We start from the raw sequence: 20,158 nt of genomic DNA, 5'->3' as shown, positions 1-20,158 counted from the left end.
TCTCGATGCGATTGAGTTTGAACGCGATAAAGTTATTCTTTAGAAATTACGCAGGTGTCCTTAGTTGCGTGGTGTGTTGCTTCGTGGTTGTGGCCTGTCATCAAGCACCCCCACCAGTGGCCAAGCGTCTTAATCTTAAATTGACTCCCGCTAGTCTGGGAGAAAATATCAGCATTCAGCAACATCTCAAGGTTGAACGGGAAAATAAGACCGATGATCTGGATGCGGCGCTTGAGATTGACGCAGATCGCTTGGAACTTGTTGGCCTTGCATTTGGGCAACGTGTGTTAACGGTAAATTTTGATGGCAAGGAAATTAAAACCTGGCGTCATTTTATGTTGCCGCAACAAGTAAAGGCAGAGGATGTGCTTGAAGACATTCAACTCAGTTTGTGGCCAGCGGAAGTTATCGCGCAACATTTGCCGGCACCTTGGCGAATCTCTGAGAGTGGCCGCGAACGTTTTTTGTATCAAGGTGATACCTTAATCATGAAAATCACTTACGGAGAAGAGTCACGTTGGTCGGGGACTGTCGTTTTAGAAAACTTCCATTACAAATATCGCCTGACGATTCAGACTGCAAAAGACTAACATTGCTATGACATTTTTCTTAAACAATTGCGGGATTATTTGTGCCTTGGGTGATCAGCTAGATGAGGTCAAGCGTAAGTTATTGGTCTCTGCAAGTAGCGGCATTCAGATGACAGATAAGTGGTCCAGTAACCAGACACTCCCTTTGGGCGTGGTTGATGCGGTGCTGCCGGATGTCAGTCACTTGCCTGATCGCTTCCAAAGTCGAAATAACCAGTTAGCGCTCGCCGCACTAAATCAAATTCGCGATGCGGTGAATGCGGCGATTCAGGAGTTTGGCGCTGATCGTGTGGGAATTGTTTTGGGTACGAGCACTTCTGGAATTAGCGGTACAGAACGAGCTTTGCAACATCACATCGAACATACCGAGCTTCCTGCTGATTTTCATTACGCTCAGCAAGAGATGGGCTCTGTGGCCGAGTTTTTAGCCTATGAATTGCAGACGGGCGGGCCGGCATATGTCCATTCAAGTGCTTGTTCATCGAGTGCCAAGGCGATGGCCAGTGCGGCGAGGCTCATTCAGATGGGGCTATGTGACGTTGTGATCACTGGCGGTGCTGATAGTCTGTGTAATTTCACTGTGGCTGGTTTTTCCGCCTTGGATTCAGTTAGCAAAAAGATTTGTCAGCCGATGAGTGCGCACCGAGACGGCATCAATATTGGTGAGGGAGCAGCTTTGTTCCTGATGTCAAAGACGCCTGCGACGGTAGGTCTATATGGTTGGGGCGAGTCTTCTGACGGTCATCATATGTCAGCGCCTGATCCTACTGGCGTTGGTGCAAAACTGGCGATTGAGCAAGCGTTGCGTCGTGCCAAGTTAAATGCATCCGACATAGACTATATCAATATGCATGGGACGGCGACGATACAAAATGATGCGATGGAATCACGTGTCATTCATGAAATATTTGGTGCTGATGTTTTGGTCAGTTCGACCAAAGCATTTACCGGGCACACTTTGGGCGCGGCAGCAGCGATCGAGGCGGCTTTGTGCTGGATCAGCATGCAGGAAGATAATACTCTTGGTTTGGTGCCGCCGCATCTTTGGGATGGTGAGCTCGATCCAGATTTACCTCGCTTGAACCTAAGCGGTAAAGGAGTTGGGATTGGTCGCCCATTGCAGTACGTATTGAGTAATTCTTTTGCGTTCGGTGGCTCCAATGCCAGTCTAATTTTGGGTCGAATTGGGAAGGATATGCCATGAATCAGCTAACTAGTGAGACTGTGGCTTATCCAGCGATTCGTACCCTTGTTCCGCATCAAGACCCTATGGTGCTGTTGGATGAAGTTATCGCTGCTGATGCAGACTCCTTGTGTGCCAAAGTGAGAATTCACGCTGAAAGTTTATTCTTTGATGGTGAAGGTGTTGGCGCTTGGGTCGGAATTGAATACATGGCGCAAGCAATTGCTGCGCATGCGGGTTATTTGGCGCACACAAAAGGTGAACCAATCAAAGTTGGATTTTTACTGGGAACGCGACGCTTTGAAACTAAGACGCCACGGTTTACACTAGGCAGTAATTTGCATATACAAGTTCATTGTAGCTTGCAAAGTGACAATGGTTTAGGTGCATTTGAATGCAATATTGTTGACTGTGAAGCGCCGAATGAGAATCTCGCAAGTGCAACGATTACAGTATTTCAACCGCATGATGCTAAAGATTTTCTGCAAGGAAAGTCCATGTAGAGCGAGAAAAGTATAAATGAAGAATCGCGCAGTTAGAGCGAATGAACAACAGAAAAAAAGTTAGAAAACATCCCAAGATAAGCAAGCATTTTTTATGAGCAAAGAACAAACCATATTCGTTACAGGTTCCTCGCGCGGAATCGGTAAGGCGATCGCCTTACGCTTAGCGCGCGATGGATACGACCTGGTATTGCACTGTCGCAGCGAACGTCAGCAGGCTGATGCAGTGGCGCAAGAAATCACCCAACTAGGGCGAAAAGTACGTGTCTTGCAATTCGATATTGGGCAACGTGAAGTTGTCGCTGATATCTTGAGCAAAGATGTCGAAGCTCATGGCTGTTACTACGGTGTAGTGTGTAACGCGGGCATTGCTCGCGACAATGCCTTTCCCGCAATGTCGGGAGAAGATTGGGATTTAGTGCTGCAAACGAATCTCGATGGTTTCTATAACGTGTTGAATCCGCTCGTCATGCCTATGGTTCAACGCCGCAAACCTGGTCGTATCGTGACCATGGCATCCGTCTCAGGAATGGTCGGCAACAGAGGGCAAGTCAATTATAGCGCCGCGAAAGCGGGCATTATTGGTGCGACAAAAGCCTTGGCGGTCGAATTGGCAAAGCGCGCTATTACGGTTAATTGTGTTGCGCCTGGTTTGATTGAGACAGATATGATTAGCGATGTACCGGTGGATGAGGCGATGAAAATGATCCCGGCAAAACGCGTTGGCAAGCCAGAGGAAGTCGCTGCTGTAGTGAGCTTTTTGATGCAGGAAGATGCCGCCTACGTGACACGACAAGTGATTGCGGTAAATGGAGGTATGGCATGAACCGTCGTGTAGTGGTGACTGGTATGGCCGGTATCAGTCCGATCGGTAATGATTGGAACAGTATCCGCGAACGTTTGGGACAGTATCATAATGCGATCGTTCGCATGGAAAATTGGGCTGATTATGAAGGACTAAATACCCAGTTAGGCGGCCCTGCAGCTCCATTTGAGCTGAATGAACGTTATAACCGAAAGTCGACACGAAGCATGGGGCGAGTCGCACTGATGGCAACGCGCGCGAGCGAATTGGCATTGGAGCAGGCAGGTTTGCTTGATCATCCGTTGTTAAAGAGCGGAAAGATGGGCGTGTCTTTCGGCTCTTCTGCTGGGACACCGAGTGCGATTGGTGACTTTGGTCGCATGATGGAAGATCGCACGACAAAAGGCATCAACGCTACGACTTATATCAAAATGATGTCGCATACTGCGCCAGTTAATGTCGGCGTATTTTTCGGGATTACTGGTCGGGTGATTACGACCTCATCAGCTTGTACTTCTGGTAGCCAAGGAATAGGGTACGCATATGAGGCGATTCGAACTGGCAAACAAATTGCGATGCTCGCTGGCGGTGCAGAAGAACTCTGCGCTACTGAGGCAGCGGTGTTTGATACCTTATTTGCTACCAGTACGAAGAACAATGCACCTGAAACCACTCCAAGCCCATTTGACGCAAAGCGTGATGGATTGGTCATCGGCGAGGGTGCTGGTTGCTTGATCCTTGAGGAGCTCGAACATGCAAAAGCACGTGGCGCCACTATCTTTGCTGAATTGGTCGGTTTTGGTACCAACAGCGATGGGTGTCATGTCACTCAGCCAAACTCCGAAACCATGAAGATCGCCATGGAACTTGCTTTGGAGGATGCCCACTTACAAGCGACTGATATTGCTTATGTGAACGCACATGGAACCGGAACCCAGCATGGCGATATTGCGGAATCGCAGGCGACAGCGCAAGTATTCGGCTCTGGCGTGCCGATTAGCTCCTTGAAAAGTTATATGGGTCACACCTTGGGGGCTTGCGGTGCTTTGGAGGCTTGGATCAGTATTCAAATGATGCGCGAGGGCTGGTTTGCGCCCACAATAAATTTGCATCAAGTCGATCCACAATGTGCCGATCTTGATTACATCATGAAAGAGGGTAGAAAAATTGATTGTAATTATGTGATGTCAAATAATTTTGCTTTTGGTGGAATTAATACTTCGCTCATTTTTAAAAAATGGGCATAATCGCGCATGTTTCTGATAGCGCTGAACGACTAGCGCAATGTAAAACGATTTATTTGTAAAGGAAGAAAATGAAAACTTTGATCTCAACTGCTTGCGGCTTAGCTCTTTTAACGACTTTTGTTTCAGTATCTCACGACGCACAAGCAAGTGACCGCAAACTGATTTTACCGATCGCAGGTGCCATGGCTAAAAATGATGCATCCACGCGTTTGGATGAGTCAATTAAGTTCTATTTCGGAAAACAAGCGACGCCACATATCGAGAAGCGTCTTGCATCTGATAAAACGAGTAAGAAGACCAATGCCTTCGGTAAGTCTGATGAGAAAGCATGTAATTGGGTTTTCTTGTCGAGTATGTTGCAATTGCAAGCGCGGGCAAAAGAGCTTGGCGCTAATGCTGTCGTGAACATTGTAAGTAACTATGACAATGTCGAATTTTCTAGCGAAACAGACTTTGAATGCCATGCTGGCGCGATTATGGCAGGCGTTGCATTAAAAGGCGATTTCGTGAAAATTTCCGATAAATAATAGATACACCTTCGTTTCAATGACGATGACTTGAGCAAGATAATTCGATGAAAATTTATCTTGCTCATCTTTCAGCGCTATCCACATTGCCGCAGCTGCGCAAAGACGCTATTTGCCAGTGCTTGTCGGTGGCAGAGGCTCTCCGTTATCAGCGTTTTTTGAGGCCGGAACGCGCACAACAATTTTTGCTGGGTCGTTATTTGTTGCGCCACCAGTTGTCCTCTTTACTCGGCATCCCCGCAGTCGAAGTTCCTTTGTCCGAGCGTCCTAACAATGCACCTCTTTTGGATTTAAAGGGCTTGCCTCCAATAGGCTTTAGTATCTCTCACAGCCAGCAATGGGTAGCATGTGCGATTGCGAAAGATGCCAAGCTAGGTCTAGATATCGAGGTAATTGATCCGCAACGGGATGTACTCGCACTCGCCGAGCATAGCTTCCATCACGCTCAAATTGCTGAACTATTAGCAAAATCTCAGCAGGATCAAATTGAGTATTTTTATCAGTGTTGGACAGCGAAGGAAGCGCAAATTAAACTGTCAGCAGCTTGTCAAGAGCTCCAGCATCTTAGGTACTCACGTTATCCAGAACTTGCCATTGCTGTTTGTAGCGACACAGCCATCGCCTGCGCTCCAGAAATACTAGAAGTCGTTCTTTAGAACCAACTCCAAAACCAGTTCCAGATCCCAGGCAATTCTTGTTTGGCATGCGTCGTTTTTGTCGTTTTGAGCATAGCTGCCCGCAGCATTTCTTCTCGTTTATCATAGAAGGGAAGTGTAGTGGTTGGCATTTCCAACTCTTTTGCTACGTCTAATAGTATGCCGAGATACTCTTCAATATGATTAGCCGTGTAGCGATTGATGTCGTGAAATGTCACCACAATCGGGGTTGCACCATCGACACTAGGCAGTTCGCCCGCCTCCCAACTTGGCTTTAAGCTCAATAACATCTGGCGCATATTCTTGCGCTTACTAAAACTAAAATTGAATACATAAATGACGCCATCGTTCGCGCTCAGATCAGTGAGTAACATTTGCATGCCATGCTCGTGATACATCGCGAGTGTTCTTTCGTTATAACTCCAGAACGGTGGTCTCACGAGTTGTGGCGGGCTGCCGCGTACCGCTGATAAGTCTTGGACGCCGGTTACTAACGAAGTCCTAAGTGTTTCTTCCGATAAAAATCGATGGTTTGCGTGCCCCGCGGTCGCCGTGTGAAACGCTAATTCATGCCCAGTCTCAAACATTCGTTTCAGTAGTGCTCGACCGTGCTCAGAGCCACCGGCACCTTTGGCTTGTGTTTGCGTGAAAAATATTGCTTTGATATCAGACTGGTAGGGATTTTTATCGAGTGCATTGAGAATCTTTTCACTCGGGTTGTCGAAATCTGAGGCGCTTGGCCCGTCGTCGAAGGTCAGTAAGAATCGAATTGGGGCGGGTGCCGTCCTCGTTGCCGCAGATGCAGTTTGCTGAGCCTGCACGGGGCTGAAGGTGCAAAGAAGGCCGAGTAAGCATGTGAACCAGCATGGAACGACAAAGAGCATCCATCGAATTCGAGGTGAAGCGTAGGCCATAAAAGCAGAAAGTGCAAAAAGTGGAGAATTTTACGTTATTGCGGATCAAATCGTGCAAATAAAAAAGCGCATGCTCAAAAAGGGTGAGGAGCATGAGACCGAAACATGATTTTGGAAAAGACTTAAATCTCCTTTGTCACAGCAATTACTACGTTTCGAAAGGGTTTTTCTTGTTAAATATCTCATTATTCAGTATTGTAACTTGTGTTCTTACATAAACTTTTTAACTTTTACAGAGAGTGGATATGAAGCGAATTTTTCGGTGTGTCGTTATTTTATTGTGCTCAGCTTTCCTGCAAAGTGCCATCGCAGGTGCCTTAACTAATCAAGACGTCATTAAACTATTAGATGCAAAGATGCCAGAGGATGTGATCCTCCAAGCCATCGTGAGTGGGCAAAATAAATTTGATACATCACCCGCAGCGCTAATCAAATTACGTGAGAAAGGTGCGACACCACTCATTTTGAAAGCAATGATTAATCCCGCGGAATTTGCGAACAAATCCAGTAGTGGAAAAGAAAAAAATGCTTCGGTGAACAAGCCTGCAGCAAATGAGACGAGCAATCCTGAGGAAGTCATGCTGCTAGTGAATGGGGCGGAATCGAATATGCAATACATCATTCCGCAAATGAGAACGGCAAGTCGTGCTTTTGGTTTTGGTGGTGTCGCAACGTACGCGTCTCTCAATAATTCAGCCGCACAACGAAGGATCACTTCAACTTTGCCGGAGTTTATCGTTTCGGTTCCGAAAAATGCCCAGGCACCAAATTATCTGACATTGGCGAGCTTTGTCGTGCGCGATAACGGTAACCGAGAAGTATTGGTCGGAGGTGGTTTCTTAAGTTATTCGAGCGGCATCCACAAAGATCGCGTTATCCCTGTGAAGACAGAAGTATTGTCGAGCCAAGCAAAGGCGCGCGATGGTTTTGTTTTGTATAAAGTCACCCCCGAAAAAGAGCTGGCGAAAGGCGAATATGCACTCGTGCTATATACCGGTGAATTACGCGTCGCTGGATTTTTTGCGCAGGCTGCCAACAGTTATTTCGACTTTGGCGTTGATTAAAACGATGCCCTTAATATAGTTAGCGTAGGGCGGCAACTTGGCACAAGCTGCGCCCTCCGCTGTCAATTCATGTCATTGATTAGGGCGACGAATTTGCGCCGAAACAAAAATGCCGCCGATGATCAATATGAATGCTAAGGCATGGTAGAGATGCGGCGTTTCATTCAAGACCAATGTAGATAGTAGGGCGGTAAACAAGGGCGTTAAATTTACAAAAAAGCCCGCGATATTGGCGCCTGCTCTTTGCACACCAGCACCCCAGCAACGGAAGGCGATGATCGCCGGACCTATCGCCACGAAGATGATGGCACCTATTAATTGAAGACTCCAATCAATATGTTGTTGCGCATGTTGCCATTCAGCGGCGGCGAATAAGCCAGACCAAACTAATCCGTAGCTGATCTGCGCCAATAAAAAGTGCGCCCACTGCTGGCTGACTTCACCAAGTTTGCTTTTGCCCGCCAATAGCCAACTATAAAAAGACCAAGCGATGGTGGCGAGTATCATGAGTAAATCACCGGGCACTAAGTGTAATTCGAGAAGGTGCTGCAATTCCCCTCGACTCAAGACCAAAAGCACGCCTAGCATCGATAGTATGGCACCCAATATTTGCTTGGCTTGAAGTGCAGCGCCAAAGAAGGACGCTCCCACTAGCATCATCCAAATTGGCATTCCCGACGCGACTAGAGTGACGTTGATTGGCGAAGAGCTCTTCAATGCAAGATATTGCAACGCGTTGTATAAGCCGATACCGAGTAAGCCAAGCATCGCATATTGCGTCTTATGCAGCCAGACACCGCTGCCGACTCGAAAAATGGACCATGCTATCGGCAATAACACGATAAAGGCGATTACCCAGCGTAAGAAGTTGAGTGTGACGGGAGGGATCATTGGCGCGATGAGACGACCGATAATCGCATTGCACGCCCAGAGAATCGGCGGAATGGTCAACAAGATGATGGTGGATGGTGAGAGCTTGGTCGACATGGTTAGCATCAGCAAAAACACGATACAGGAGCGTAAGTGTTCGCTTTGAACAGAGTCATGTCGATTGAGGAACGCAACTCTGTTTTGGGATAAACCGGACACTGGCTTAGAGCTGCTAGCTTAACACTTTTTCGTGACGAGAGAAGAAGGACGGCCAAGTATGCGTCTTGGACCGCTGTACATCGATTTCATTTCAAGTAACCGAGGCTCGTTGACGAAATAAAACGCCAGCAGATGGAAGGCTGCTGGCGTTCAGTGTCATTGTATAGTCTAGCGTCTAATCAAAGCGATTGCTGGTTCGCTAGGCTTCAAGCTGGACGACAATTCTACGAGGCGTATGAATTCCGCACGATGACCAAACTTATCTTCACCGCGAGCATCACGTGCCAGTTTTAGGATGTCGCTCGCAGAAAAATCGCCAATCAACGGGCTGCCACGTAACCATTGTGACCAGGCAGCTACAGCTGTGGCAAAACGGAAGTCTTTATCGGTGTTTTCAATCGATTTTGTCTGCGCCGCTTTGTTGATGGGGACTTGCACCAAAATACTCTTGTTCTCGCCAGGATTCTTGTAACGTAGTTTGAGCCATGCTAATTCGTTTTTGAACTGACTATTCGCAATGCTATTGAGCTCGCCAATTTGTCTCTGATTGCGCTCACCATACCGCAATGGGTCGACGTTGCCGTTGCTACCCGTTGGGACAATTTCATAAAGTGCAGTCACTGTGTGGCCCGCGCCGATATCACCCGCATCAACTTTATCGTCATTGAATTGTTCACGAGTTAAGGCGCGTAATTCGTAGCCGATCAGTCGATATTCAGCGACGTTTTTAGGATTGAATTCCAACTGTAGCTTTAAATCTTGAGCGATCGTAGAAAGCGTTGAAGTAAACTCGTTCACCAGAACTTTGTGGGCTTCTTGTAAGCTATCGAGATAGTGATAACTACCGTCACCATTGTCAGCGAGTTTTTTCATCAGCGCATCGTTGTAGTTGTGATCGCCCACACCTAAAGTGCTTAGACTAATGCCGGATTTACGTTCACGTTCAACCAATGCTTTGAGTTCGTTCGGATCCGTCACACCTACGTTCAAATCACCATCGGTAGCAAGCAACACACGATTGATACCACCGTCGATTTTCGCTGCTCGAGCTTGCTGGTAAGCGAGGCGTAAGCCACCTTCACCATTGGTGCTGCCGCCAGAGCGCAGTTGGTCGATGGCCATCATAATCTTCTCTTTTTCGCTACCAGATGTTGGTGGTAAGACGACACCGGTGCCATCGGCGTAGGTCACCAAGCTCACTCGGTCTTTGGCTCGCAATTGTGAAGTTAAGAGTTTTAAAGCTGACTTTATCAAAGGCAGGCGTTCGGATGGTGACATCGACCCCGAAACGTCGACCAGAAATACCAAGTTGGCTGGAGGAAGTAACTCTTTGGCGACATCTTTACCTTTGATGGCAACCCGCATCAATAATCGATCTTTGTTCCAAGGCGAGACACTGGTCTCGGTATGCACACTGAAAGGATGAGCAGAATCCTTAGAAGGGAGTGCATATTCATACGAGAAGTAATTGACTAATTCTTCCGTGCGTACAGCATCCTGTGCAGGCAAACTACCTTGTTGCAGGAAACGTCGCACGTTGGCATAACTACCTGTGTCAACATCTGCACTAAAGGTTGATACTGGTTCGTCATCGACCCGCTTCCAAGCATTTTCTGTGTAGTGCTGATACTTGGCGGTATTATTGCTTGCTTGAGGTGGAGAATAATCGACACGTCCGTATGGTGCAGAAGCCTTGGCGAGTATTGCTTGATTAGACGTTGAGTATTCTGGCATTACTCGCTTAATATGAGTCCCCGTCACTTCTACTCTTTGTATGGCAGGCGCTACCGGCGCGATAGCCTTTGGTTCGTTAGGTGGATGTGCTAGGCTAACGACCGCTTGCGAGGAATTTACAAATTCCTCTTTAGCATCCCCTTTGGTAACTTCGATACTCTGCGGATTGCCGCCTAAATTCAGCGTACCAGTGAGCATCGTAGAGTTTGAAATCTGTGGTTTGTCGAGAGTAGCCGTAAAAGTCGAGCCTATTTTGATCAGTGCAACAGGACGGGAGTCGATTTGCAAGTTAGGCTGCGCAATTAAGCCCGGATTCATGATTTCAATACTGAGTTTGTTGACGCCTTGTGCAAAACCGATTGGCAGCTGATAGCGCCATTGGTTTGCCATTTGTTCCAGCGTACTTTTGACTCTCAATGTAAGGACCCGGGCACCATTGGCTGGTATGTCATTAACTTTGAGTTGAAAGTCTGAGCGGGCAATGATGCCACGATGATTGACTGGCACTTCTGGCTCTTGATCGAGTTGGTAACTCACTACTTGGACTCCCTTTGGCAGAGAGATCTTGAATGGCAAGGCTTTCGTTGAAAGTGTGGGATTGCGGAGGCTAATATGGAACTCACTCAACACAGAAAGACCCTGTACGTGAGTCGATATTGCGATGTTTTGTAGCTCAACGCCTTGTTCAGCGGTTGCTGTTGCAAGCGGAACGAGTTCTGACGGCGTCGAATGATGAGTAGGGTGACTGACAGCGATAGGTAAAACTGAGGCACCCAAGAGTGCAATTAAAAGAGGTCGCAACATTTTCTTCTCCTATTATCCGGATTGACCGTGGTAATGACTTAAACGGAACAGTTCGAAAAAAGGGGTTAAGAAAATGAAAAAATATTTTTTGATCTAAAAAATAGATTTTTAGTATGGTTTTTTGGTGTTGTGTTTGCGTTCTAATTCTTCCAATTTTTTCCGCAGATCGGGCGCCAGGCCAGCTTCAGGGTAATTCTCTTTAAAGTCTTTCCATAGCTGTAAAGCGTCTCCAGTGCGACCTAGACTAATTAGCTGTTCCAAGCGTGCGCGAATCACGTCAACTGGATGTGGAAGCTCTCGGTATGATTCTAATGGAGGAGTAATGGGGGCTGCTGGAGCAGGCGCAGCTTTTGCCGTAGCAAACGCTGGTCTGGGTGCTTCGATGATCGCTGCCGTCTCGCGAGGCGAAACCTTGGCTAGCCCTTTCGCTTCTTCGGTGAGTTTCAGATTCGGGTCGTACAGATCTTTCACCGCATAGAGCTCGGTCTTTGGCGAGACTTTGTCTTCTATTCTGTCGTTTCTCTCTACAACCTGCACAGCATTGCTACTCTCCACTTGCACACGTTTGATGGAAGAGCCGGTGACTTCTACGCGTTGCACATCGGCAGTCAGAACAGGCCTAGCCGAGCTCATTTTTACCTCAGCGACAGTAGGCGCCGGTGGCACACTAGCGGGTTTCGAATTTTCTTGATCTGGTTTTTCGACTGGCTTCGCAAATGCGATTTCAGCCTCATTTAAGCGAGCCAATTTCTTTGTTGCCGCTATTTTTGATTCCTCTTTGCTGGCGAATCGTTCTTTTGATCTCTTTTCAAAGAGAAGAGCCAACTCAGACGTCATTTTCTTACTGTCGACTACAGACCTTGTTTCGATCTCATCACGCTTGAGTGGTGGTGTTGAATTTGCTGGCGTGTTGGTCGCCTGATCCTGCGTTTCGTTCATCGCGACAGTGGTCGATTTATCTGTGCCTGCTGAACTAGGCACAGACGAGTTTGTTGCAATTGCGACTTCCTTGGCCGGGCTTGGCGATGTTGTGTGCTCAGACCAAGTTTGTGTTTGATTCAACGTTACTGATGCGAGCAACATCGCCATCGCGCCAACGGGGATGAACCAGAATTGCTTGAGCTTATGTTCTAAGCCTTGGAAGAAATGTTGGCGAGGTCTTTGTGCTGTAGCGATAGGCTCGACTTGGCTTGGCTCTGCAAGTGTCTTTTGCTGCGCCTCCAGTTTGAGTGCATGTTCGATCTTGCCAAGTATTGCAGCATCAAGTTCGGGCGATGGCTCAACTTGCGGTAAGGCCCGCAACTGTTTCTCCAGCATCGCATCGCCTGCTCTAGGGAGCAAGTCTTTGTCGGTATTTTGTGGCGTGGTCATGTGAATTCCTCCAGCCTATGCTCAGGTTTGGCAAAATGCTGTCGCAGTTTCTGCATCGCATAGCGCAAACGGCTCTTGATCGTCTCGACTGGCACCGCGCTGATCTCCGCGATTTCATCCAAACTGAGTTCGTTAAATTGTTGTAGCACCAATGCTTCCTTTTGCACGCTTGGAAGCTGATCGATCGCATCATGTAAGGCATGGAGTCTTTGCTTGTCGACAAATAGCTGTTCTGGGTTTGATCCAGACTCATCAGTTCCTCCGACCTTAGTGGATGCTTGAGTTTGACCTGAGAGCGTGGTCGCAAGTTCAGCGTAATCTTCAAAAGTGGAGTTGTTATCGTCACTTTCACCGAAATCACTGGCAAGGATGATTTGATTTTGACGCATTAGATCAATCAAACGATTACGGGCAATTTGGTACAGATAGGTCTTAAAACTAGCGCTGGCGTGGTAACCAGCACGTGCATTGTGTAGCGCGGTCCAACTATCCTGCATCACTTCATCGACCCATTCGGTGCGTGGTGAGCGCCATGCGATAAAACGGTATAAGGGTTTGCTATGACGTTGATATAGTTCTTTGAAAGCAGTGAAATCACCATCGCAATAGCGCAACATCAATTCCTCATCGCTTTGGATGAGTCCTTGAGTTAGATAGGCGTTCTCGGTGGAATTCATGCGGCGCAGTGTAGCCCAGTTCAAATTGAGTGACAATCTCTATTGATTCAATGTCCTTAATTAATATGTTATTCGTCTTAATTGGGTTTATATTTAATATTTGACGAATATGATGGTCTGCGGCATGCTAGACAAAATTACCTCGTTACTTTTATTGAAGAGAAAAAATATGCCAGTCTATCGCTCAAGAACCACAACCCACGGACGCAATATGGCCGGAGCTCGTGCTCTTTGGCGTGCTACTGGTATGAAAGACGGTGATTTTGATAAGCCGATTATTGCTGTCGTTAATTCCTTCACGCAATTTGTTCCTGGCCATGTACATCTCAAAGATCTCGGCCAAATGGTGGCGCGCGAAATTGAAGCCGCAGGTGGTGTGGCGAAAGAGTTTAATACGATTGCCGTCGATGACGGTATCGCCATGGGACATGGCGGTATGCTGTATTCCTTGCCTTCACGTGAACTGATTGCAGACTCCGTCGAGTACATGGTCAACGCGCACTGTGCAGATGCCATGGTCTGTATTTCGAATTGCGACAAAATTACTCCTGGCATGCTGATGGCGGCGATGCGTTTGAATATTCCTGTGGTGTTTGTATCGGGCGGCCCGATGGAAGCAGGTAAGGTATTAGAAACACTGCATCCGAAAGATAACGGCGTGCAAAAAATCATGAAGATCGACTTGGTCGATGCCATGATTAAAGCCGGTGATAGTAAAGTGAGTGACGAAGAAATTGGTCGTATCGAACGCTCTGCTTGCCCCACTTGCGGTTCTTGCTCGGGCATGTTCACGGCTAATTCCATGAATTGCTTAACCGAGGCCTTAGGTTTGTCTTTGCCAGGTAATGGTACGATTTTGGCGACCCACGCAGATCGCAAAGAATTGTTCTTGCGCGCTGGGCGTTTGATTGTTGAACTCGCTAAGCGTCACTACGAGCAAGATGACTATACGGTGTTGCCACGTTCGATCGCCAATAAAGCGACTTTCGAAAATGCAATGGCACTTGATGTTTCAATGGGTGGTTCAACTAACACCGTTCTGCATCTGTTAGCAGCTGCAAATGAAGCCGGTGTTGATTTTACGATGGCCGATATTGATCGTATTTCGCGTAAAGTTCCTTGCTTATGCAAAGTGGCGCCCATGACCGACAAGTATCATATCGAAGACGTGCATCGCGCGGGTGGCATTATCTCCATTCTCGGTGAATTGGCACGTGCTGGTTTATTCGATACATCTCGTCCAACGATTCATGCCGCGAGTTTCGCTGAAGCTATCGCAAAAAATGATATTGCGGTTAGTGATGACCCCGCAGTAAAACAATTATTTTTGGCTGCACCGGGTGGTGTGCCAACTCAGGTCGCTTTCTCACAAAATAAACGTTTCGATAGCTTGGACTCTGATCGCGCCAATGGCTGCATTCGTGATTACGAGCATGCCTATTCTAAGGACGGTGGGCTCGCGGTTTTGTACGGTAATCTCGCAGAAAAAGGTTGTATCGTAAAGACTGCCGGTGTCGATGAAAGTATTCTGACCTTTGCAGGTAAGGCACGTGTGTTTGAAAGCCAAGATGCAGCAGTTGAGGCTATTTTAGGTGATACCGTCCATGCTGGTGATGTCGTTATCATTCGTTACGAGGGCCCGAAAGGAGGCCCTGGTATGCAAGAGATGTTGTATCCAACTTCGTATATCAAGTCCAAAGGTTTAGGCAAGGCCTGCGCTTTGTTTACCGACGGTAGGTTCTCAGGCGGATCATCTGGCTTGGTCATTGGCCATGCCTCCCCTGAAGCTGCCGAAGGTGGTGCAATTGGTTTGGTGGAAGAGGGCGATCGTATTTTGATTGATATCCCTAATCGGAGCATCCGTCTCGATATCAGCGATGAGGACTTGGCGGCACGTCGTGCAGCAATGGAAGCGAAGGGCGCGCAAGCATGGCAACCTGTGAATCGTGATCGTTATGTTTCACAAGCTTTGCAAGCTTATGCAGCATTGGCTACATCTGCTGATCGTGGAGCGGTGCGTGATATTACGCAGTTGCGTCGCTAATACCTAAAATCGATATAGGAAAAAGGGTGACTCTGCAAAGAGTCGCCCTTTGTTTTTTTAATGCTTACAATTGAAAGCCGAGTAGTCGTAGGAAGTAATCTGTGAGTTGATTGACATAGGTTCCAATTGGCAAGATCTCGTTCCCCAAGAAATTCTGCATCAGCAAAATACCAATTAAGACAAACATGCCAAGGCTATACATGCGGTTGGCTAAGGTCGGGTTGATACGGCTAAAAAAGGTCATGTAAAGGTGAGAGCCATCGAGAGGCGGTAAAGGAATCATATTGAAAATGGCTAGACCAAAATTGATAATCGCCCATAACACGAGTGTATTGATGTAGCCAAAGATGGAGTTGGCATTTTGTGCATCGGCGAAACTGAAAATTCCTCGGGCCAAGGCGAGGAAAGCAATGCCGAGTAAGAAATTCGACAAGGGACCAGCAATCGAAATCAAAATTTCATCGCGATGCTTCTGTTTGAGATTATCAGGATTAAACTGTACTGGCTTAGCCCATCCAAACCCCAAAATCAAAATCAGTAGGGTGCCAAATGGGTCGAGATGCTTGAGCGGGTTGAGCGTGAGTCTGCCTTGATCTTTGGCGGTGGTATCGCCAAGTTTATACGCGGTATAGGCATGTGCCCACTCATGTATGGTGAGGCCGATAACCACAGCTGGGAAGATGCTGAACATCTTTTCGAGATCGAAATTCATAGTTATCCTGATGATTGGTCACGGTATTAGTCGCTCTACTTTTGATAGCGAACCTATCCAAAGAAACACGTTACAGTGGAGATGGAGGCGAAACCGAAGAATAACAGTGTTGTATCATGAATATACCTGAACGAACGTTAGTCTAATTGGAATTCTCTGAAAGAAGAAAATGGCTCTGCCTAGTATTTTACCAAGTGACGATGCGCGCTTGCGCTTGATAGCAAGTGCTGTTCTCGACGTCTTTGATCCACAGTTCCGACAACAAAGTGAGCTATTGAAATCCTGCCTTGATGCGTTTCGACGGCAGCGCGGCTTCGGTCGTGGTATCGCCGCTCCGCAGATCGGCATTAGTCAACGCTTCATCGCTCTTAATTTGGGAGAAGGAAGTTTCACCTTGGTTAACCCGGAAATCATCTGGCATAGCGAGCAATCTTTCACGATGTGGGATGATTGCATGTGTTTTCCTGATACCTTGGTGAAAGTGCGGCGCTTCGAGTCGATCTCAGTCCGCTACATCGATGAAGCAGGTAAAACGATAGAATGGCATCAATTAGATCGCCCACTCTCTGAGCTATTGCAGCATGAGTTAGACCATCTGGATGGCGTATTGGCACTCGATCTCGCTTTAGATGTGAATTCCACAGTATCCCGTCAGGAATTTGAGATGGATAGAGCAAAATATCAAAAACAAGTCGATTACACTATCCCGCCGCCAAGCTTGGCCTAATCGATGTAAAAAAAGACAATTAAGCGAGTTGCTTTAGTGAGCTCGCTCAAGTCCCGTTTCCGCTGAGTTTCACCGAGTCGTTTATACTCTTACTTTTTAGCGATTGATGTAAATAAAGTTTTTACATCATCCGAGCTGGTATCCAGCCTTTCCTGCGCGGAAAAGCAGACCGTGAGAATACTATGTCGATTGTAGATTTGCCTCTGAATTCGGAAGAACAGGCACTGGAATTTGTAGATAGCTGCGACTTGCCCACAACTTGGGCGAGGTTCCGCATGCATGGCTTTGTAGAGCCCGCTACGGGTAAAGAGCATGTGGCATTGACTTTGGGTGACGTTGCTGACGGCAAGGCTGTCTTGGCACGTATTCACTCCGAATGTCTGACAGGTGATGCTTTGTTTAGTCAGCGTTGTGATTGTGGCCCACAGTTGGAAGCAGCAATGCAAAAGATTGCTGCCGAGGGGCGTGGCGTTATTCTGTATTTGCGTCAGGAAGGGCGTGGTATAGGGTTGTTAGCGAAGATTCGCGCTTACCATTTGCAAGATGATGGCGCCGATACTGTCGAAGCCAATCAGAAATTAGGATTCGCCGCGGATTTGCGCAACTATAGCCTTTGCGACCCTATGCTCAAACATTTGGGGATCAGTAGTGTCAAGCTGATGACGAATAATCCGCGCAAGATCTCTGCGCTCCAGAATATGCAAGTGAAGGTTGAGGAGCACGTCCCCTTGATTATCGCCCGCAATCAATTTAATCAGAGGTACTTAGAGACCAAAGCTGCCAAGCTTGGCCACATGTTGGCGCCAGATCTCTAAGAAATTATTGCTAGATCAACGGTGAAGGAAGGTCGGATCCCAAATTGGATCCGGATCTTTCGATACCACGAAGCGACTATTTTCATACTGAATCGCCATTACTTCGTTTGCCACAGGCTTTGGTAATCCACGTCGCTTTGTCGGGCGATTTTGAATAAATAAGGACTCGAGATAGTTTTTCAAGTAACCAGGGTCACCCGCAAAAAGACATATTTTTTGCCAAATATGAGGATACTGAGTTTTGATCAGTTTTTCTGGCGTGATCCGTTCTATCGCTGCCAAAGAGAGCGCGTTTGGGTTGCCATGTTCCACTTTCGTGAAGATCTTGCCACTCGTGACGTCTTCATCAGGGAAAAGCTTACCAATTGTATGTAGACTACTCTCTGCTCTTGGCGAGTTCAAGTCAGAGAACGGCGCTAAAGTGCGGAGAACTTGTTCGTAAGTCGGAAGGGCTGCACGTTTCCAGCGTATGCTTTTAATGCCAGCACTTTTTAACAAGTGTCGGGTCGGATACTCATCCTCGTCCACTTCGTCGTCACCTTCAAGGATAACGACGCACAGTAACTCTAAATTTTTATCAAAAATACCGAAGTCGACATGGCGAGATTGCAGCTTTTGCCGCATGACTTGTCGCTTTTTCTCATTGCTGATGTGCGGCTCAAGAATCGCCGCCACTTGAACTTTGGGGAAAATACTGCAATTGGGAAGCGCTTTGATCAGGCGCTTGAAGAAAACTTCTTCTTCAGCAGCAAAGAACTTACGCTTCTCAAAATCCGGTTCGGACTTAGAATCTTTATCTAGAAAATGAGAAAACATAGAACCTCCCTTCCTTACTCGCGTTGTGTCTCAAACGTGCATCGATACAGTTTTACACCAAGGGCAGCACTATAGACTTCTTCCCATAAAATGCAATCGACCGATCGGTCGATTTCATCGGATGGTATTTTCAGTCTGATAAGCGGTATTCGATCTATCTACTTCATTTGTCGGCTATCCGCTAACAATCTTTAGCACTGAAAGCTTGCGGTAGCCGATATTTTCGAACAAAAAAAGATTAACTATTATATGTTGATTCGCAACAAGAGGTATTAAAACCATCAAATTTTTGAACCTAGAAAATACAGTTTCACAAAATTTAATATTGTCCCATGTAGTCTTTTTTGCCAAGATCAACACCGTGGTGACGCAAAATTGCATAGGTCGTTGTCACATGGAAGAAAAATTGAGGCAATCCATAAGCAAAAAGATAATTATCGCCTTGAAGTTTCTTCTCTTTCGGCGTTCCTGGGCGAAGGATGATTTCTAATTTTTCGCTACCGTCAAATTGCTTTTGGTCCAAGCTGGCAAGAAACACTAAAGTCTTGTCCAAGCGCTGTTGTAAGTCCTCAAAACTGACTTCGGTATCTGCGAACTCAGGCAACTCGACACTAGCTAAACGGCCGGCCACACTTTTTGCGAAATCGGCTGCGATTTGAACTTGGCGAATTAAGGGAAACATGTCGGGAGCCAAGCGTGCTTGTAAGAAAACTTGGTCATCGATCTTTTTTTCTGCCGCGTGAGTTTGTGCTTTTTGCAGGATAGTCTTGAGGCTGCCAAGCATTTGTTGAAATACAGGGACTGAGGCGCGATGCATAGAAGGAGTCATGATTTTCAATTCGTGTGAGTTGGAAAAGTGTTTTGCATACAGCAAAACGCCCAAAGCATACAGCATGTGTACTCTGGGCGTTTTGTTTGCTCGATTCTAGACGAGTCGAGCATAGATGATGAGCTTAACTTAAGCGAATGCTGGCAATTGGTAGCCTTGAATGTCTGCGGCTTTGACCAAATCAGCCAAGTAAGCGTGCGTCGCTTTACGGCCTTCCATGTCCGTCAAATACGCTTGCAGGCGCTCTTTGACTTCGTCGAAACTGACCAAATCACCGCCTTTGCGGTCGGTTACTTGAATGATGTGGTAACCAAATTGCGTCTCAATCAGTTCTGGAGTGATTTGACCTAGCTCAGTGCTGAAAACAGCTTGTTCAAATTCTGGCACCATTTGACCGCGACCGAATTGACCTAAGGCGCCGCCTTCTTTACCGGATGGGCAAGCAGAATGTTCGCGCGCCATTGCCGCGAATGCCGCTGGGTTCTTTTGCAAATCGGCCAAGATGCCTTCTGCTTTCGCTTTAACCAAGCTTCCGCCCAAGCCTTCACCTGGTGTGAACAAGATGTGGCTTGCTGCGGCCATTTCACCTTGCATAAAACTTGCGCTGTTCTCATCGTAAAAGCTACGGCAGCTCGCTTCATCGACTTCGTTAAATGCCACTTCTTGTTGTAACAAGGTACCGATGGTTTCTTCATCGCTACCGGCGGAGACGCCGACTTTGGCAGCCTGATCTAACATTAATTTACGCAAGATGAGTTCTTGAATCGCGCTATCGCGCAATTGTTCGCCTTCTGGATGGCCAGCAGCGCGGGCACGGTTCATTTCAGCGGCGATCGTTGCTTCATTAATTTCTGTGCCGTTAACGCTAATAGTCATGATGTTCCTAACAAGAGGTAGAGTAATTGTGAAAGGCTACAAGACAGTATTTTCGCAAGTAGCCAGCAATGTAAAACTCAGGAAATTGCACTGAGAATTGTAAACAGTTCGTAATTATGGCCAAAATGCCAGAATTCAAGCGTATTTTTCGACAAAATACGCAAAAAAGTAGGCT

General features: G+C 47.0%; 20 protein-coding genes. 11 read left to right on the top strand and 9 right to left on the bottom strand.

What is annotated here, in order from left to right; translation table 11 throughout:
- Positions 1-5: 5 nt before the first annotated feature.
- The 7 genes from H8K36_RS05980 (at position 6) to H8K36_RS05950 (ending at position 5,511) form a co-directional block, all read left to right on the top strand.
- The gene (locus tag H8K36_RS05980; protein WP_186914618.1) at positions 6-590 is read left to right on the top strand and encodes a DUF3261 domain-containing protein; all 585 of its coding nucleotides are present in this window, start codon (positions 6-8) and stop codon (positions 588-590) included.
- A gap of 7 nt (positions 591-597) precedes the next feature.
- Positions 598-1,794, top strand: a complete 1,197-nt coding sequence (locus H8K36_RS05975; RefSeq protein ID WP_186914619.1) for a beta-ketoacyl-ACP synthase — start codon at positions 598-600, stop codon at positions 1,792-1,794.
- A complete protein-coding gene (locus H8K36_RS05970; RefSeq protein ID WP_186914620.1) occupies positions 1,791-2,276 on the top strand; it encodes a hotdog family protein in 486 nt (161 codons plus the stop codon). Before H8K36_RS05975 ends, H8K36_RS05970 begins: the two co-directional genes overlap by 4 nt.
- A gap of 94 nt (positions 2,277-2,370) precedes the next feature.
- A complete protein-coding gene (gene fabG, locus H8K36_RS05965; RefSeq protein ID WP_186914621.1) occupies positions 2,371-3,102 on the top strand; it encodes a 3-oxoacyl-ACP reductase FabG in 732 nt (243 codons plus the stop codon).
- Complete coding sequence (locus H8K36_RS05960; protein WP_186914622.1) at positions 3,099-4,328, top strand: beta-ketoacyl-ACP synthase; 1,230 nt, start codon at positions 3,099-3,101, stop codon at positions 4,326-4,328. The genes fabG and H8K36_RS05960 overlap by 4 nt, the downstream gene beginning before the upstream one ends.
- Before the next feature lie 68 nt (positions 4,329-4,396).
- A complete protein-coding gene (locus tag H8K36_RS05955; protein ID WP_186914623.1) occupies positions 4,397-4,855 on the top strand; it encodes an excinuclease ATPase subunit in 459 nt (152 codons plus the stop codon).
- 47 nt (positions 4,856-4,902) lie between these two features.
- Positions 4,903-5,511: a 4'-phosphopantetheinyl transferase family protein gene (locus H8K36_RS05950; RefSeq protein WP_186914624.1), complete on the top strand. Its 609-nt coding sequence runs from the start codon at positions 4,903-4,905 to the stop codon at positions 5,509-5,511.
- On the opposite strand, the gene H8K36_RS05945 is transcribed toward H8K36_RS05950, so the two are convergent.
- Positions 5,508-6,395 (bottom strand): polysaccharide deacetylase family protein, encoded by an 888-nt coding sequence (locus H8K36_RS05945; protein ID WP_186914625.1) that lies wholly within the window; start codon positions 6,393-6,395, stop codon positions 5,508-5,510. The genes H8K36_RS05950 and H8K36_RS05945 overlap by 4 nt on opposite strands.
- Positions 6,396-6,670: 275 nt before the next feature.
- On the opposite strand from H8K36_RS05945, the gene H8K36_RS05940 reads away from it, so the two are divergent.
- On the top strand, positions 6,671-7,489 hold the full coding sequence (locus H8K36_RS05940; RefSeq protein ID WP_186914626.1) for a hypothetical protein: 819 nt from the start codon (positions 6,671-6,673) through the stop codon (positions 7,487-7,489).
- Between the two features lie 72 nt (positions 7,490-7,561).
- Here the strand turns inward: H8K36_RS05940 and H8K36_RS05935 are convergent, their stop codons facing one another.
- The 4 genes from H8K36_RS05935 to H8K36_RS05920 form a co-directional block, all read right to left on the bottom strand.
- Positions 7,562-8,476, bottom strand: coding sequence for a DMT family transporter (locus H8K36_RS05935; RefSeq protein WP_186914627.1), 915 nt, complete (start codon positions 8,474-8,476; stop codon positions 7,562-7,564).
- 270 nt (positions 8,477-8,746) lie between these two features.
- Positions 8,747-11,116 (bottom strand): vWA domain-containing protein, encoded by a 2,370-nt coding sequence (locus tag H8K36_RS05930; protein WP_186914628.1) that lies wholly within the window; start codon positions 11,114-11,116, stop codon positions 8,747-8,749.
- A 108-nt stretch (positions 11,117-11,224) separates the two neighbouring features.
- Entirely contained in the window at positions 11,225-12,487 is a 1,263-nt protein-coding gene (locus H8K36_RS05925; RefSeq protein ID WP_186914629.1) for a prolipoprotein diacylglyceryl transferase, read from the bottom strand.
- The gene (locus H8K36_RS05920) at positions 12,484-13,164 is read right to left on the bottom strand and encodes a sigma-70 family RNA polymerase sigma factor (RefSeq protein WP_230404298.1); all 681 of its coding nucleotides are present in this window, start codon (positions 13,162-13,164) and stop codon (positions 12,484-12,486) included. The genes H8K36_RS05925 and H8K36_RS05920 overlap by 4 nt, the downstream gene beginning before the upstream one ends.
- Before the next feature lie 169 nt (positions 13,165-13,333).
- Between H8K36_RS05920 and ilvD the strand changes: the two genes are divergently transcribed.
- Positions 13,334-15,208: a dihydroxy-acid dehydratase gene (gene ilvD, locus H8K36_RS05915; RefSeq protein WP_186914630.1), complete on the top strand. Its 1,875-nt coding sequence runs from the start codon at positions 13,334-13,336 to the stop codon at positions 15,206-15,208.
- A gap of 64 nt (positions 15,209-15,272) precedes the next feature.
- Here the strand turns inward: ilvD and H8K36_RS05910 are convergent, their stop codons facing one another.
- Positions 15,273-15,920 (bottom strand): site-2 protease family protein, encoded by a 648-nt coding sequence (locus tag H8K36_RS05910; protein ID WP_186914631.1) that lies wholly within the window; start codon positions 15,918-15,920, stop codon positions 15,273-15,275.
- Positions 15,921-16,089: 169 nt separating this feature from the next.
- Here H8K36_RS05910 and H8K36_RS05905 point away from each other — a divergent pair, with 169 nt between their 5' ends.
- Both H8K36_RS05905 and ribA read left to right on the top strand, forming a co-directional pair.
- A complete protein-coding gene (locus tag H8K36_RS05905) occupies positions 16,090-16,647 on the top strand; it encodes a peptide deformylase (RefSeq protein WP_186914632.1) in 558 nt (185 codons plus the stop codon).
- Positions 16,648-16,829: 182 nt separating this feature from the next.
- Positions 16,830-17,462, top strand: coding sequence for a GTP cyclohydrolase II (gene ribA / locus H8K36_RS05900; protein ID WP_186914633.1), 633 nt, complete (start codon positions 16,830-16,832; stop codon positions 17,460-17,462).
- 15 nt (positions 17,463-17,477) lie between these two features.
- On the opposite strand, the gene H8K36_RS05895 is transcribed toward ribA, so the two are convergent.
- From H8K36_RS05895 to H8K36_RS05885, 3 genes are all read right to left on the bottom strand, one after another.
- Positions 17,478-18,278, bottom strand: a complete 801-nt coding sequence (locus tag H8K36_RS05895; RefSeq protein ID WP_186914634.1) for a DUF2726 domain-containing protein — start codon at positions 18,276-18,278, stop codon at positions 17,478-17,480.
- A 319-nt stretch (positions 18,279-18,597) separates the two neighbouring features.
- Positions 18,598-19,107, bottom strand: a complete 510-nt coding sequence (locus H8K36_RS05890; RefSeq protein ID WP_186914635.1) for a DUF1993 domain-containing protein — start codon at positions 19,105-19,107, stop codon at positions 18,598-18,600.
- A gap of 129 nt (positions 19,108-19,236) precedes the next feature.
- The gene (locus tag H8K36_RS05885; RefSeq protein WP_186914636.1) at positions 19,237-19,983 is read right to left on the bottom strand and encodes a peptidylprolyl isomerase; all 747 of its coding nucleotides are present in this window, start codon (positions 19,981-19,983) and stop codon (positions 19,237-19,239) included.
- Between the last annotated feature and the right edge of the window lie 175 nt (positions 19,984-20,158).

It is taken from the genome of Affinundibacterium nitidum (genome assembly GCF_014284155.1).
Taxonomy (GTDB): Bacteria; Pseudomonadota; Gammaproteobacteria; order Burkholderiales; family Burkholderiaceae_D; genus Undibacterium; species Undibacterium nitidum.
The sequence above is the reverse complement of the archived record's forward strand: the minus strand, read 5'-3'. Positions and strand labels throughout refer to the sequence as shown.

Excerpts from the sequence above, each read along its gene's own strand:
- H8K36_RS05925 (WP_186914629.1), bottom strand. The coding sequence starts at position 12,487 with ATGACCACGCCACAAAATACCGACAAAGACTTGCTCCCTAGAGCAGGC.
- H8K36_RS05895 (WP_186914634.1), bottom strand. The coding sequence starts at position 18,278 with ATGTTTTCTCATTTTCTAGATAAAGATTCTAAGTCCGAACCGGATTTT.
- H8K36_RS05955 (WP_186914623.1), top strand. The coding sequence starts at position 4,397 with ATGAAAACTTTGATCTCAACTGCTTGCGGCTTAGCTCTTTTAACGACT.
- H8K36_RS05935 (WP_186914627.1), bottom strand. The coding sequence starts at position 8,476 with ATGTCGACCAAGCTCTCACCATCCACCATCATCTTGTTGACCATTCCG.
- H8K36_RS05930 (WP_186914628.1), bottom strand. The coding sequence starts at position 11,116 with ATGTTGCGACCTCTTTTAATTGCACTCTTGGGTGCCTCAGTTTTACCT.
- ilvD (WP_186914630.1), top strand. The coding sequence starts at position 13,334 with ATGCCAGTCTATCGCTCAAGAACCACAACCCACGGACGCAATATGGCC.
- H8K36_RS05960 (WP_186914622.1), top strand. The coding sequence starts at position 3,099 with ATGAACCGTCGTGTAGTGGTGACTGGTATGGCCGGTATCAGTCCGATC.
- H8K36_RS05940 (WP_186914626.1), top strand. The coding sequence starts at position 6,671 with ATGAAGCGAATTTTTCGGTGTGTCGTTATTTTATTGTGCTCAGCTTTC.
- H8K36_RS05890 (WP_186914635.1), bottom strand. The coding sequence starts at position 19,107 with ATGACTCCTTCTATGCATCGCGCCTCAGTCCCTGTATTTCAACAAATG.
- H8K36_RS05970 (WP_186914620.1), top strand. The coding sequence starts at position 1,791 with ATGAATCAGCTAACTAGTGAGACTGTGGCTTATCCAGCGATTCGTACC.
- H8K36_RS05975 (WP_186914619.1), top strand. The coding sequence starts at position 598 with ATGACATTTTTCTTAAACAATTGCGGGATTATTTGTGCCTTGGGTGAT.
- H8K36_RS05950 (WP_186914624.1), top strand. The coding sequence starts at position 4,903 with ATGAAAATTTATCTTGCTCATCTTTCAGCGCTATCCACATTGCCGCAG.
- H8K36_RS05905 (WP_186914632.1), top strand. The coding sequence starts at position 16,090 with ATGGCTCTGCCTAGTATTTTACCAAGTGACGATGCGCGCTTGCGCTTG.
- H8K36_RS05945 (WP_186914625.1), bottom strand. The coding sequence starts at position 6,395 with ATGCTCTTTGTCGTTCCATGCTGGTTCACATGCTTACTCGGCCTTCTT.
- H8K36_RS05910 (WP_186914631.1), bottom strand. The coding sequence starts at position 15,920 with ATGAATTTCGATCTCGAAAAGATGTTCAGCATCTTCCCAGCTGTGGTT.
- ribA (WP_186914633.1), top strand. The coding sequence starts at position 16,830 with ATGTCGATTGTAGATTTGCCTCTGAATTCGGAAGAACAGGCACTGGAA.
- H8K36_RS05920 (WP_230404298.1), bottom strand. The coding sequence starts at position 13,164 with ATGAATTCCACCGAGAACGCCTATCTAACTCAAGGACTCATCCAAAGC.
- H8K36_RS05980 (WP_186914618.1), top strand. The coding sequence starts at position 6 with ATGCGATTGAGTTTGAACGCGATAAAGTTATTCTTTAGAAATTACGCA.
- H8K36_RS05885 (WP_186914636.1), bottom strand. The coding sequence starts at position 19,983 with ATGACTATTAGCGTTAACGGCACAGAAATTAATGAAGCAACGATCGCC.
- fabG (WP_186914621.1), top strand. The coding sequence starts at position 2,371 with ATGAGCAAAGAACAAACCATATTCGTTACAGGTTCCTCGCGCGGAATC.